The 13425-nt window shown below is 46.6% G+C and carries 16 protein-coding genes; 7 read left to right on the plus strand and 9 right to left on the minus strand.

Going from position 1 to position 13425, the window contains the following annotated elements; genetic code table 11:
• The first annotated feature begins 177 nt into the window (after window positions 1–177).
• Window positions 178–645: an N-acetyltransferase gene (locus tag ACFVS2_RS08860; RefSeq protein WP_007723302.1), complete on the plus strand. Its 468-nt coding sequence runs from the start codon at window positions 178–180 to the stop codon at window positions 643–645.
• An 86-nt stretch (window positions 646–731) separates the two neighbouring features.
• On the opposite strand, the gene ACFVS2_RS08865 is transcribed toward ACFVS2_RS08860, so the two are convergent.
• The 3 genes from ACFVS2_RS08865 to ACFVS2_RS08875 all read right to left on the minus strand — a co-directional run bounded on the left by ACFVS2_RS08865 (window position 732) and on the right by ACFVS2_RS08875 (window position 2739).
• Entirely contained in the window at window positions 732–1373 is a 642-nt protein-coding gene (locus ACFVS2_RS08865; RefSeq protein ID WP_390233099.1) for an RsfA family transcriptional regulator, read from the minus strand.
• Between the two features lie 134 nt (window positions 1374–1507).
• Window positions 1508–2275 carry an enoyl-CoA hydratase/isomerase family protein gene (locus tag ACFVS2_RS08870; protein WP_390233101.1) on the minus strand — a complete coding sequence of 256 codons (768 nt, stop codon included), beginning with the start codon at window positions 2273–2275 and terminating at the stop codon, window positions 1508–1510.
• Window positions 2276–2361: 86 nt separating this feature from the next.
• Window positions 2362–2739 carry a Spx/MgsR family RNA polymerase-binding regulatory protein gene (locus tag ACFVS2_RS08875; protein ID WP_173617198.1) on the minus strand — a complete coding sequence of 126 codons (378 nt, stop codon included), beginning with the start codon at window positions 2737–2739 and terminating at the stop codon, window positions 2362–2364.
• Between the two features lie 463 nt (window positions 2740–3202).
• On the opposite strand from ACFVS2_RS08875, the gene ACFVS2_RS08880 reads away from it, so the two are divergent.
• On the plus strand, window positions 3203–3901 hold the full coding sequence (locus ACFVS2_RS08880) for a helix-turn-helix transcriptional regulator (protein ID WP_048033772.1): 699 nt from the start codon (window positions 3203–3205) through the stop codon (window positions 3899–3901).
• Window positions 3902–4039: 138 nt separating this feature from the next.
• Window positions 4040–4306: a DUF2626 domain-containing protein gene (locus tag ACFVS2_RS08885; RefSeq protein ID WP_017249582.1), complete on the plus strand. Its 267-nt coding sequence runs from the start codon at window positions 4040–4042 to the stop codon at window positions 4304–4306.
• A gap of 49 nt (window positions 4307–4355) precedes the next feature.
• On the opposite strand, the gene ACFVS2_RS08890 is transcribed toward ACFVS2_RS08885, so the two are convergent.
• Window positions 4356–5453 carry a class I SAM-dependent methyltransferase gene (locus ACFVS2_RS08890; RefSeq protein ID WP_173617196.1) on the minus strand — a complete coding sequence of 366 codons (1098 nt, stop codon included), beginning with the start codon at window positions 5451–5453 and terminating at the stop codon, window positions 4356–4358.
• A 93-nt stretch (window positions 5454–5546) separates the two neighbouring features.
• Between ACFVS2_RS08890 and ACFVS2_RS08895 the strand changes: the two genes are divergently transcribed.
• Window positions 5547–6623, plus strand: coding sequence for a coiled-coil domain-containing protein (locus ACFVS2_RS08895; RefSeq protein ID WP_390233104.1), 1077 nt, complete (start codon window positions 5547–5549; stop codon window positions 6621–6623).
• 13 nt (window positions 6624–6636) lie between these two features.
• Here ACFVS2_RS08895 and ACFVS2_RS08900 read toward each other — a convergent pair whose 3' ends face one another.
• Together ACFVS2_RS08900 and ACFVS2_RS08905 are read right to left on the minus strand one after the other, a co-directional pair.
• Window positions 6637–7893 (minus strand): CapA family protein, encoded by a 1257-nt coding sequence (locus tag ACFVS2_RS08900; RefSeq protein ID WP_390233106.1) that lies wholly within the window; start codon window positions 7891–7893, stop codon window positions 6637–6639.
• 95 nt (window positions 7894–7988) lie between these two features.
• Entirely contained in the window at window positions 7989–8636 is a 648-nt protein-coding gene (locus ACFVS2_RS08905; protein WP_390233108.1) for an MBL fold metallo-hydrolase, read from the minus strand.
• A 63-nt stretch (window positions 8637–8699) separates the two neighbouring features.
• On the opposite strand from ACFVS2_RS08905, the gene ACFVS2_RS08910 reads away from it, so the two are divergent.
• Window positions 8700–9200 (plus strand): hypothetical protein, encoded by a 501-nt coding sequence (locus tag ACFVS2_RS08910; RefSeq protein ID WP_390233110.1) that lies wholly within the window; start codon window positions 8700–8702, stop codon window positions 9198–9200.
• Window positions 9201–9252: 52 nt separating this feature from the next.
• Here the strand turns inward: ACFVS2_RS08910 and ACFVS2_RS08915 are convergent, their stop codons facing one another.
• Both ACFVS2_RS08915 and ACFVS2_RS08920 read right to left on the minus strand, forming a co-directional pair.
• Window positions 9253–9792: a hypothetical protein gene (locus tag ACFVS2_RS08915; protein WP_390233112.1), complete on the minus strand. Its 540-nt coding sequence runs from the start codon at window positions 9790–9792 to the stop codon at window positions 9253–9255.
• 82 nt (window positions 9793–9874) lie between these two features.
• The gene (locus ACFVS2_RS08920; RefSeq protein ID WP_039960866.1) at window positions 9875–10321 is read right to left on the minus strand and encodes a hypothetical protein; all 447 of its coding nucleotides are present in this window, start codon (window positions 10319–10321) and stop codon (window positions 9875–9877) included.
• A gap of 138 nt (window positions 10322–10459) precedes the next feature.
• Between ACFVS2_RS08920 and ACFVS2_RS08925 the strand changes: the two genes are divergently transcribed.
• Window positions 10460–10936: a DinB family protein gene (locus ACFVS2_RS08925; protein ID WP_390233114.1), complete on the plus strand. Its 477-nt coding sequence runs from the start codon at window positions 10460–10462 to the stop codon at window positions 10934–10936.
• A gap of 333 nt (window positions 10937–11269) precedes the next feature.
• Here the strand turns inward: ACFVS2_RS08925 and ACFVS2_RS08930 are convergent, their stop codons facing one another.
• Window positions 11270–12604: a PhoH family protein gene (locus tag ACFVS2_RS08930; RefSeq protein WP_390233116.1), complete on the minus strand. Its 1335-nt coding sequence runs from the start codon at window positions 12602–12604 to the stop codon at window positions 11270–11272.
• Between the two features lie 202 nt (window positions 12605–12806).
• Between ACFVS2_RS08930 and ACFVS2_RS08935 the strand changes: the two genes are divergently transcribed.
• Window positions 12807–13409 (plus strand): YhcN/YlaJ family sporulation lipoprotein, encoded by a 603-nt coding sequence (locus ACFVS2_RS08935; protein WP_390233118.1) that lies wholly within the window; start codon window positions 12807–12809, stop codon window positions 13407–13409.
• Window positions 13410–13425 lie beyond the last annotated feature (16 nt).

Genomic DNA, 13425 nt, shown 5'->3' on the forward strand with positions numbered 1-13425 from the left:
AGAATGATCATAGTTCTAGGATGAAATTTTAAATTTTTCCAAGGAAGCGAAATCATTTCCTGACAATCCCTCCAATAAAAAAAGAAAAACACTTCGGAAAAGCCAATCATCGTGTATAATAAAGGGGCGGGGCCAAAAGGTGGCCAAGGCAAAGAGCTGTGAGAGGAGTGGCTAACCATGTTTGAAGTAAGACGTTTGCAAATCAACTATAAGACACTGGAGGAATTCCAGAAGTTTCGCGAATTTGGCCTGGAGGAGCTTTCTATGAAGGAAGACCTGGAGGCGAACATCGTGGAAAACGATTCGGAATCTCCATTTTACGGTATTTATGACAACGATCTTATGGTAGCACGTATGAGCCTCTACAAAATTGACGGGAAATACGATCGTTACTTCCAACCTGCGCAAGACTATTACGAGCTGTGGAAGCTCGAGGTCCTGCCCGACTACCGTCACAAAGATTACGGTACTGCTTTGGTCAACCACGCGAAGAGCTTTGGAGCTCCTATTAAAACCAACTCCCGCTGTCGCGCAGACGATTTTTGGTTGAAAATGGGCTTCACGCCTGTGAAATACAACCTCATGCGTGACCGTGGTGAAAACCCGTACGTATGGTTGCCAGAGAGCGTAGAGCTGCAAGACTAGCTCTTCCTTTCCCAACATGAACGACAAATGAATGCGTAAACAAAAAGAAGCGGATCAATGACCGCTTCTTTTTTCATGCCTCGCGCTTATTTTTCCACGCGCTCCAAATTTCCGTTTTCATCCATTTTGAAGATCGCTTTGTTGGAATCCTCTTCCTGTAAAAAAGCAAGCTTACGTGCACGTTCCATGATCTGTACCAAGGCACGGTAGTCATCATTGACCCCCTGAACCTGATCCAGCTCTTTTCTAGCGCGTTCGTGGGCTTCTTTCAATTCTTTTAACTCCAACTCTTTTCCTTCCAACTCTTGTTCCAATTGTCGCAAACGACGAGTCATTTCTTTTTGATTGCCGAGCATGCGAATGACTGCTTCAATCTGCTGCTCCTCTACATCCGCGTACTTTTGTACCTCTGCTACTGGTGTTTCAGATCGTTTTGTGTGCAATGTGACGACCTCGACCTCAGCCACCACAGGAGGCGATGCTTGAATCCTCCCGAGCTTTTTCAGCTGCTGCCTTTGGCTTTTCGCAATCGAAATAGCCGCATCGTACCGTTTGCGTACGCAACTGTTCCAGCGGAAGCCGCACGCAGCTGCTGTCCTTCCTAACCTTTGACCCACTTCTTCAAATGCAGCAAGCTGTGTGCCGCCTTCGCGTATGTGGCGCAAGGTGACTTCCGCCAACACTAGATCGTCATCTTCGGTCCATGCGTCTTGTCTGGAAGCTACCATATGAGTCCCTCCCGTTACCTTTAAAAAGGATGATGTAATTCATCCTATGCTTTTCCCTACTCTTGTAGAATCGCTTTCTACTAGAAAAAGTATGTCCAAGCAAATAAATGTTTAAACGAAAAGGACTACATCGATCAGGACGTGGGGCGCTTTGTCAGGAAGCTTTCCACTACGGTGACGTGTTCAGGGCTACCCCAAAGATGCGCACATTGACTCACTTCGCGCCGGATTCGTTCTTCTTGTGGAATGCCCATACGCTTCCACTGCAAAACCTTCATATACGCCTCAATGCCAGTTAGCGGCTGGGCAGCGATTTTTCGAGCAAAACGATATACTTCCTCATGCAGCTTCTCTTCTGTATATACCTCGTCAACAAAGCCGTAGGACTTGGCTTCCTCTGCACGCAATCTGTCACCAGTCAACAGGAGAGCGAGTGCTTTTGACTCTGGCAGCAAGTCCAACAGCCGACTTCCTCCACCCCAGCCTGTTGTAATATGCATGCTGATTTGTACAAACCCGAAGGTCGCCCGGTCACTGGCAAAACGAAAATGACACGCGCCCGCAAACTCACAGCCACCTCCGACCGCTGCACCGTTAATCATGGCAATCACCGGTTTCGAATACTGATCAATGGCGGACAAAAGCCCTGTTACTTTACTGAGCAAAGGATGCGCCTGTTCAAAACCGCGCGCTGCAATAAACTGATTCAGATCGCCTCCGGAAACAAAGCTTCTGCCTGTCCCCGTCACAATCAGAACCTTTACCTCAGGATCGGCTTGGCAGTCTCGTAAGACCTGATGCAGTTCGTCAACCAGCTCCACGCTGATCGCATTATGTACATGAGGTCGATTTAATGTGATCGTTACGATACCGTCCTGTTTTTGCAAAAGCAAGGTCTCCATAAAAACACCCACCTTTTATCAGCTTGTGGCTTTATTTTACCTTTCGATGGACAAACAAAAAAGAGGAGGTCTTTCCCCCCTCTTCATTAGGACAGCAGATTTTTCATGGCGGAAGAATTGAATCCGACGATCAGGTTTTCACCGTCAGTCAGGATCGGACGCTTCAAAAGCTGAGGCTCTTCACTAAGCATTTCGAGCAGCTCCTTCACAGACATATCATTAACATCGACATCCAGGTTTTTAAAACGCTGACTTCTCATCGACAGGATCTCATCCAAGCCATTTGAAGTCATTTTGATAATATCCAACAGTTCTTCCGCTGTCGGTGGATTTTTGAACAAGTGACGCTCTTCGTAATTCACTCCGTTTTCTGCCAGCCATGCCTTCGCTTTGCGACAGGATGTGCAGCTAGGATAAGTGAAAAACGTTAATTTTTGTGTTTGTGTACGTTCAGCAACGGCCATTTGTTACCCCTCCATCTCATCTATCACGAGTGATTTCATCTATAAAAGTCTTACCATTTGTAGTTCTTGATGTTTCGTTTAATCTCTTACAAAAAGTTAGTCAATAAATTTTCTTTCCTTACTTTGGATTTTACTGCTTCATTAACACTATGTCAATAGTAGTTAATTTAAAAACTAGATGAAAATTCGTGTGATATGCTGTTGTAGCACACTGCTACCTTAACAAGTAACACAAAATGGGATACACTTATGGAGATTGTTCAAAAAGTCGTCTTTTGATCACGAAGGAGTCCTGAAAGCTTGGGCAACATCGAAAGAGGCGTTCACCTTCAAAGTCCGGTGCTCATGTAGGTCCCCTACACTCTGCTCCTCCTTTTTCAGGTTCTCACCACTTTCTCGGTGCTGAAAAGACGACTTTTTGAATTTGATCTTATGGAGATTGTTTTGAGAAAGGGGTATCGGCATGGACCACGATGCGCAAAAGTTAACCAGTGCTTTAGCTGACCCCACCCGTTTTTCCATTTACCAATTTGTCGCCTACAGTAAAGATCCCATCACGGTTCAGGATATAGCTGATCACTTCTCTATCCACCCTAATGTGGCACGCTTGCATTTGACGAAGTTAGAGGACGTGAATTTACTCACTGCTGTTACAGACAAAAGTGGTAAGGGAGGACGTCCCAGTCGGTTGTACTCACTGTCTGAACAGGTTGTGAGTCTGCAATTCCCTCCTCGTGATTATCAGCTGTTGGCCGATATCGCGATTGAAAGCCTGCTCTCGCTCGGCGAAGCTGGCGAAGCCGCTCTAATTAAAATGGGACATCGCATTGGAACAGAGATGGCAAAACGGGCGGTTGTCCAAAGCGGAATCAATCTAGAAATAGCCTCTATGGAAGAAAAATTGGACCTGGTCCATCGGATTGTCGTGGCTCAGGGATTGAAACCAGACATCGAAGCAATGGACGAAGGAAAGCTGCGTTTTCGCGTAAATAATTGCACCTTCTCTGACAGCGCAAAAAAATATCCGAATGCCGTATGCCAGATGCACAACGCTCTGTTGATGGGAATATTCGAAACGTACTTGGGGAACATTGAATTACGTGAGGATGATTCCAAAATTCGCGGATGCCAATCCTGCAACTATACGGTGATTCAGTATTAGCACCGCAAGTCCAGTCTCTCCTCCCCGGGTGACAACAATCCGTCATACCTTTATCGTTTACACGTGTTCACCTGTCCTATATAATGGGGGAGGAATCTTGTAAATCTTACCGATCGAGGCAAAAAGGGGGGACAAAAAATGGATCGTATGTATCGCGTTCTTGGTTTCTGGACCATCGTGATCGCGTTGATGGCGTTTTGGGCAGAATTGTACCCGATGGCGCTCATCTTCTTCAGTTTGACTGCTTTCTTCGTAGCGCTGAGCTACATGAACCTGACTGAACGAGTATACCTAAACATTTTCTTCGGCTTCATGTTCCTGTCTTTTGTTGGATTCACGTATTACACATTCTTCGTGATGCCTGTTGGCCCACAAGAACACGCTTTTCTACAATTGATCATGTAAGAAAAAAGATGCTCGCCATGAGCATCTTTTTTTGTGTTCTCCTCTTCTTTTACTCCCGGGTGCCTTTCTCTTGGACCATGACCCAAAAACGCCCACCCAAGCCAGCAGGATCAATCAACTGCTGGATCGCTCGATTCCGTTTCATCGCAACGCTCGTGAAAGGGTCTGTATCCATATGCGCGACCGCTTTATGAAGCAAGCCATTCCGCATCAAAAACCGATCCTGTCTCATATAGTCTATTTCCCGTAAACCCGCCTTTTCTCCATGCTGCTTCCACGCAGAAAAATTCACATGTGTCGTCAAGTCTTGTTCACCTATGTTGATATACGGATTCGTATGAGCCTGATGACGATGGTAGCACATCAGTGTTCCGTTTTTTCGACTGGGATGGTAAAGCTCTTCTTGCAGATCACCGTAATCAATCGTGATGACGAACCCTTTTTTCAATAGGCCGGAAACTTCTTGTGCAGCTTGCTCCATCGCCATATTTATCTCGATCCGCATTCCGATTGGCAGCTTCAAGTTCAGCTCACGCAAATATTCCCCTAGAGCTGGTGTCATCTCCCCTAGATACTCTTCCAGCCCGTCCTCACCAACACGCACCCACACTTCCTGCCAGCCGGATCTGGTTTTCTCCACTATATGTACCGGAAATGCGTCCAGCCATTCATTCGAGAAAATAACCCCTTCTATTTTTTCATGCTTGGCAGCTTCATTCACGGAAGAATACCAACGCTTCGGACCCTCGTGCCACTGGAGCGCCTCCTGCTGCATTTTCCGGTGATACGGACTCGCCTCTATCAAAATGACCGTCAGCTCTTTGTATACCTCTGGCCTGCTCTCACGGACGCGCTCCAGCAGGTGACGGCAAACAGCTCCGGTTCCCCCACCGATCTCAACGAGCACAGGCGAAGTGATATCCGCCTTCTCCCATAATGCCAAGACTGCATCTGCGATTGTTTCCGCAAAGACAGGATGCACCGATGCACTCGTATAAAAATCTCCCGCTTTGCCTACTTTGGGTTGTTCGACCATATAATATCCAAAAGTGTCATGATAGAGGGCCAACTCCATAAAGCGCGCGAACGTAATCGCTTTCCCTGGTTGGCTTGCTATTTCTTCGCGAATCAGTTCAATCATCGTCATAAGCTCTTCTCCTGCTATCCAAATTCAACTAGATAAGGCTATAATACGAAAAGAAGCATACAATATGGAAAGGCAAAAGCAAAAGGTGAAATCATGCGCAAATTTCTTCTCGTCTTGTTCCTACTTGTATGTCCACTGACGACGGTGTTCGCCCAGGAAGAGCCCTCTACTCCTTTGGAGCAGCTCATCCTGCAGCAGCATTTTACACAAAAAGAGCTGGAGCGAACCCTCATCTTACTCAAGGAAGAAGAGACGCAGACATACGGGGAAATCGCTCAAATGGATCTCGATTTGCAACGGCAAAAGCTGGTGATGGAAGCGACACAACGTCGGGCCGGTGAGGTAGCGCGGGCCTATTACATGGGCGAGCGTACTAATCTTCTGACGTTACTATTAAATGCGGAAAATTTCAATCAGTTCTTATTGATGTACGACTTCTACGAGATCTTGTACGAGCGTGACATGTCTCGACTAGAGTCCTATCATACTGAGCGCACCAAGCTCACCGCGATGCAAACCGACAAAAAGAATCGATTGGACCAACTTCAAACGCTGCGAAAAAAATACGAGCTTCAATTAGCAGAGATGCTCGCCGTCGCCACTGAAAAAGAAAAAAACGTACAAAAACTGGATGACCCGACGGTTGTGGAATCCATGATGAATCACTTGATTTTAGACTGGGAAAAACGTGGTTTGCCCGCTTTCCAGACCTTCTTCGGAATGCTCGCGCAGATCATGGTTCAAGTTCCCGAGTTGGCGACGCCCGATCGAATTCAGTCGGAAGGTCTCCTCAAGCATACGTTAACCATCAACCAGACTGACTTCAACAATTTTTTGATAGAGAAAGACGCCTTGTTCAAACAATCCCATTTCTCTTTTGAGGATAACAAGCTAACCGTGGAAGGCACCTATGATCAGATGGAGCTAAAGCTCGTTGGTAACTATGAGCTCGTCTCTCCTACCCAACTCAAATTCCACATTACCGAGCTGTACTTTGACGGCTTTGCCTTGCCTCAATCGACCGTGGAGGAAATGGAGGAAGCGTACGATCTCGGATTTTATCCGGAGCTGATCTCCCCCAATATCCAAGTGCAAGGCATCACGCTGATGGACGAAGAATTAAAACTCCAGTTACAATTCAATCTTCCATTTGGATTCGGAAAGAAGTAAAGCCAGCTATTCATTAGCTGGCTTTTTTCTTGGAGACAACCTTATTGACATGAGCCGGCATTTCCTTCTGCAATTGTGTCATGTACTGGATAGCTTCTTTCGTCAGCGTAGGGTATTTCTGTCCCTGCTTCAGCTTTTCCAATGTTTCTGACACCGGGTAAATGACATAGTTGCGCTTGTTATTTTTCCGATAAAAATGAACGTAAGTCGGAATCATTTCAGCACTTTCGATGCTGGCCTCTCCTGACTCATTGTTGTACAGCACGAGCTTCAGGATAGCGCCAACATCCTTGTAGTCCCAACGCTGCGCAGAGATGAAATTACCCAAAGAGTAGGTGATCAGTCCTTTGTGTTGACGTCCATCTTCGAGGGTAACCGTCTTCCATTCATAAGGTTGTACCACATGTGGATGCGCACCCAAAATCAAATCCGCTCCAAATGTTAGAGCTTGCTCGGCGCTCTTGATTTGTTCAGGACTGGGCATGCGTTGATACTCATTTCCGAAATGAAGCGCTACTGCAACCAGATCGGCTCCTTTTTCTCTTGCCCGTGCGATGTCTTTTTTCATCAGCGCAGGCGAAATCAGATTGACCAGATACGGCTTGCCTTCTGGAATCGCGATTCCATTCGTTCCGTACGTATACGATAGCAAGGCTAGTGTGAATCCGTCCTTGGTCAACAACAAGGGCTCATCTCGATCCTCGGAACTTGCGAACGTTCCCGTGTGCGGAAGACCGGCTTCATCGAGATATTTGATGGTTTGCAGAACCCCTTGTTCTTTGCGGTCCATCGAATGGTTATTCGCTGTCGATACCGCAGTAAATCCAATTTCCTTCAACGTATGTGCAAGCGACTCAGGAGAATTAAACATCGGATAGCCTGAGTATTTTTCCTTGCTACCGCTCATCGTTGTCTCAAGATTGCCGATGACCCAGTCTGCCTCGCGGAACATCGGGATGACATTCGGGAAGAATCGTTTAAAATCATAACTTTTCGTCGCTGGGTCCCAAACGGCATCCAACTGCTCCTGATGCATCATGATATCCCCAACGGCAAGAAGGGAGATGCGCTGTTCCGGAAATCTTGATGGCAAAGGCGGAGGTTGTGTCTCCTGATGATTGGGCGCTGTCTGCGGTGGTGTTTCGGGATCAGGCGCTTTCACGTTGGGAGCTTGGTTCGTCTTATCTGCTTGGGCGATGGGTGCCGCACACCCAACCAGACTCGTGCAGGCGATAACGAGAATGAGTGCCCATTTCCATGTTCGCTTCATAATGAATAGCTCCTTTAGTAAATGGTAACCCCCTTCCTTTTCTCCACCAGCTGACAAAATCCTCTCCCAACCTTTATAAAGAATGATGAAGTGATTTAACGAAGCATGCCTGTGACAAACGGGTTGTACGTTTTCTCATAGTCGATCGTCGTCTTCGGTCCATGTCCTGGATAAACAATGGTTTCATCATCGAGCTCAAACAGTTTATCCTGGATACTGATCATCAGTGTCTCGTAATCTCCTCCGAAGAGATCCGTACGCCCGATGCTCTGGTTAAACAGAACGTCACCACCGAAGCAGTGCTGGCCAATTACAAAGGAACAGCTGCCTGGTGAATGACCTGGCGTATGCAAAACCTGAATGTGAAAACCTGCCAATTCCAGCGTCTGACCATCCTCCAACTCGTGCTCGGCCCGCTCACATACGATGAGTTCAGGCAGATTCCAGCGTCGAGATCCGTTGAGATCAGGGTTCGTGAGCCAGTCCTGCTCCAGTGGATGAATGTAAACAGGTGCTTTGGTCAATTCTCTTACTTGGTTGAGACCACCAATATGATCCAAGTGGGCATGGGTCAGAAGAATGGCAACAACATTTTTATTCTCGAGTGCGCGGAGCAACTGATCTGGCTCCATGCCTGGGTCAATCACAATGGTTTGGTTGGTATCGGTGTTTGTCACCACATACGCATTGGTTTGAAATGCTCCCAATGCATAAGATTCAATGGTAAGATTTTGATTCGTCATAGGAAACCTCCTTGATTTTTTGATACGATAGAAAAAACACGCTTGCAAACATGGGGGTATGACATGCGCCATATGTACGGAATTGAACTGAATGTACCAGCCGGGAAGCTCCCTGGCTTCTATGCTCAAGTCATACATAAAATCGGAGATCATGTCAATGTCTTTGATCGGGACAAACTGCTTTTTATTGTAGAGCATCAAGCTGAACAGGAGAAGCTAGAAACCATTTTGGAGAAGTCCAACATGTTAGGCGATGCCTTTTCCCTATTGCTGCTCCCGTCTGCAACCACAATTGATCAACTCGATGATATCGGTTTTTTATCCCAAAATGAACATTTGTATGTATATGCAGATCAAGTTGCTATCGTAACGCTCGGAGCTCCATCCCAATCAGAAGATCAGTGGGCTGCTATGGAGCAACTCCGCGAGCATGTTCTAGGCGTGATACCCGAAAATACACACCAACCCGAAGCCTACCTGATCGATCAGAGCTTGATTCCACTGGCAGAAGGAATCGCGAAGGCTTATCAAGTGAAACTCGTTTGGCACCATCCGACTAAATGAATCCTTTCCATGCAAAAAGGGAGTTCCTGATAAGAGGACTCCCTTCTCCTTTTTACGATGATTTACGATCAAATCGGAACCACACCACTTGATTGTCCACAAGACCAAAATTGGCGGTGTATTTGCTGCCTTCATATACCACTTCTTGTTCGCCTTTTCCTATGCCGTACAGCTTCTCTAGCTGCTCAGCACTATCAAACATGGCGAGTCCTCGATATGTTTTGAATTTTTGCGCGTCCTCACGGGGAACTCCTCCCAGCATGATCGATGTTAATTCACCTTTGTGGACTTTGATCATCATCTGGGTCTGGTTAATTAGCAGCATGCCCATCACTGCATCTCCCGCACCCTGCGCCATCTGCTCTACTGTGTAGCTTTGTCTTGTCACCATATCCATAAAATCAGCTTTTGTCGGCTTCAAAATATCCATCGCTTCTTTTATGTTCTGTCCGAGATAAATGCCGTTTACTCCATATTCCTTTTGATTTTCGGGGTCAAATGTAGCAGTTGGTTCCGACTGGGCCGAACATGCCACCAAGACAACTACTGTCAACACCCAAAACGCAGTCATTCGCAAGCATTTCCACATCATTCAGCTGTGCCCACCTTTGCTACCGCTCTTTTGGTTATCTTAGCGTATCCGGCAAGCATCGGGCAACCATAGGGAGACGAGGTTATTCTCGTGTGCCGCTGACTTTGCGGCGCGGTCGATTAGGCGGCAGATTGCTATCCACCGATTGTTTGAAGCTCTCTAGTATTTTGAGGAGTGATGCGAAAAAAGGCGAGCCAAACACCGCAACAATTCCCCACATCCAGGTTCCTAACTGCCACGAATTTTTTACATAAGCGGATTCTGAACCAGTTAAAATGAGAGCCGGATCCAGACCAAGCATGCCAAAAATGACACCAGCAGCCAATACGGAAATTACCAAATTGAAAAAGCGCTTGTAATGCATCAATCGAGCAGCGTGATACTGATCCTCCCAACAATTTTCTTTCGCCTCATAGTCCGTCGCCAAAAAGGGAATGACTGATTTAAATGCTTCCGTTACACCTGCTGCCGCGCTGGACACCGCTGTTATATAAATCAAAAAAGAAATAGATGAATCCAACGTAACCATCATGCTCCCCTCCTTTGTACATATGTATGGAGTTGGAGGGACAACTTGCAAATTTTTTTGCAGTTTGTATATTTCCCCTTTGCCGTTTATGCGGTAACATGTTGTTGCATGTAAATATGAGGAAGGGCAGGGATTGCTATGCAGGACTTTTCTTTTGTATGGAATCAGTACGACTTGATTCGCGGAATGTTTTTGGCGAGATTGACGGAAATAACCGAGGAAGAAGCAGAGGTGGTTCCAGTTGGCTTTAATAACAACATTCGCTGGAATATTGGTCATATTCTTCTGACACAAGATTACTTGCTCTTCGGACCAGAAGGAATGAAATGTCCTCCGCATTACGCAGCCATGTTCGCTCCAGGAACCAAGCCTGCTGATTGGCAAAAAGAAGGGCCTTCCCTCGAAGCCTTAGCTACCGAGCTAAAGGAACAGCATGTGCGAATCAAAGAAGAATTGCATGCCCGATTGAATGATCCATTGCCAAAACCGTTTGAACTAGGCGACAAAGGCACTATGCATACTTATGGGGAAATGATGGTCTTCACTCTTTTCCATGAAGGAATGCACATCGGATGTATTTCGTCATTGCGAAAAGCGATCGCAGCTGCTAAATAAGTAAATCAGACAAAAACGCGGAAAATCTTATCCGCGTTTTTCTTTTTGCCTCCGAATATGCAAAAAATGAAAACCGCTCCAATGAGGAGCGGTCCTTGTCGAGCCCGAATTGCTTATGGGGTTCTACCGGTTATTCTCTTTGGCTCTTCAACCTCCATCGTAGAGAAAAGTAGCTAAAGGAATCGGTGTATTTCCATACGACTTTCGTCGATTGCTTGATCATGATTATCCACGGATCTTCGCCTCCTGCAAGGCATTTCGCCGTTTACTTACATGAATCATCGGGCTCGACAAATATAGTATGACCTCCTCCCAGTTTTTCATACATCTTCTTTACAATAAATCTGCGGCCAGCTGTGCGAGCACACTCCGTTCGCCTTTTTCCAACTGGATATGTCCAGCTAGCTTTTGATCTTTAAATACTTCTACCACGTAGGTTAAACCGTTGTTGCTCTCATCCAGATACGGATGATCGATCTGCTCAGGATCACCCATTAGCACAATTTTCGAACCGTCCCCCACCCTCGTCAGGATCGTCTTCACTTCATGCTTTGTCAAGTTTTGGGCTTCATCAATGATAATAAATTGTTCTGGGATGGAGCGCCCACGAATATACGTCAAAGCTTCCACCTGCAAACTACCCATGCCTGCCAAAATTTTATCGAGATCACCTGGGCGCTTTGTGTTAAATAAATATTCCAAATTATCATAAATCGGCTGCATCCACGGTCGAAGCTTTTCTTCTTTTTCGCCGGGTAAATAACCGATGTCTTTTCCAAGCGGAACGATAGGTCTTGCCACTAACAGTTTTTTGTATTTTTGCTGGTCCTCGATTTGCAGCAGGCCCGCTGCTAATGCCAGCAAGGTTTTTCCTGTACCGGCCTTCCCGGTCATGGTTACTAAAGGAATATCATCTCGCAGCAGCAATTCGGTCGCCATCCGTTGCTGCACGTTACGGGCTCGGATGCCCCAAATCGGATCATCATCTGACACAAGCATTTCTAACATTTTTCCGTCCGAGTCGACTTTTCCAATCGCTGAAATAGATGGGTTACATTCATCCTTCAGCACTAAAAATTGATGAGGGTAAAAGCGATAGCGTGGAAAGCAGGAGGCCAGCTGCAGCTTTCTTGTCGCGTAGTAAGTCTTGATGATGTCGGACGCTACCATCATCTTCTGATATCCCGGGTAAATACTGGAGAACTCCCCCACAACTCGATCCGAAAGAAAATCCTCTGCGGAAATATTCAATGCATCAGCCTTGACCCTCATGAGAGCATCCTTACTTACCAAAATGACTGGTCTTGGCTGTGGTTTTCCGTTTTCCTCCTCCTGTAAGTTTAGTGCAACCGCCAAAATGCGGTTGTCATTGCTCATTTCCGTGAATTGTTTCTGAAGGCGGTGGAAAGAGGAATGATTCAGTTCCACCCGAAACAACCCGCCTGTTTCTAGGGTAATGCCAGTGTGCAATTGCCCCAGCTCACGAAAACTGTCAAAGAGCCGAGATACGTACCGAGCATTGCGACCAATTTCATCCATGTACCGCTTTTTGGAATCGATTTCTTCTAATACGACAGCTGGTATGACAATTTCATTGTCAGCGAAAGAAAACATCGCCCTAGGATCTTGCAGGAGTACGTTTGTGTCCAGTACGTAGATTTTCTTCAAAATCTCGCCTCCTATTCCCCTTCTTAAATACCTTATGCAATTTTTGGAGGGATGCTCAAATGCGGCGACGTGATGTACTACAGTCTATGTTCAGGTAGACAGAGATAGACGACCCATTGGCAGAATGAAAATGGGCAGCCCAGAACAAAATACTTGTAACCCTGCCCTCCTCACGAAGGAAGGCAATACTGGGAAAGGGAGAATGCCTGTGAAACGGATCATGATCTTCTGCCTCGGTTTTAGCTTGTTGCTTACAGCATGCATGTCGGGCAATAAACCACCGGCGAATCAGGCTGCACAGCCGAAGCATGCCACTCATACTCAACGCGTTCAGCAAACAGCTCCTAAGCCTGCTTATAATCAATCTTCGCAAGCTACCGCTGATCGTCTGGTCCAACTGGCAACACGTGTGAAAAGAGTACACAGCGCGACTGCTGTGGTCTTGGGCAAATATGCCGTAGTCGGTATTACTGTGGACCCGAATCTGGATCGCCCAGAAGTCGGCGTCATTAAGTATACGGTTGCGGAGGCACTGAAAGAAGACCCTCAAGGAGCGAACGCTGTCGTAACCGCAGACCCCGCCGTCGTACAACGGTTACGGGAGATGAGAGATGATATTCGCCGCGGTCATCCTGTTGCCGGAATTACGGAAGAGTTAGCGGATATCGTAGGTCGGATCATACCGCAACTACCGCGCAGTGTGCAGCCTCGCGAAGAAACACCTGCTCAAGTAAAAGAAAAACGCATGCACAAAGAGCCACAAGGACAAAACAAGATCAACGTAAATCGTACAGGAACACCTTAAAAGAAAAGAGGTATCC

Source organism: Brevibacillus sp. NPDC058079 (assembly GCF_042885155.1).
Lineage (GTDB): Bacteria > Bacillota > Bacilli > Brevibacillales > Brevibacillaceae > Brevibacillus.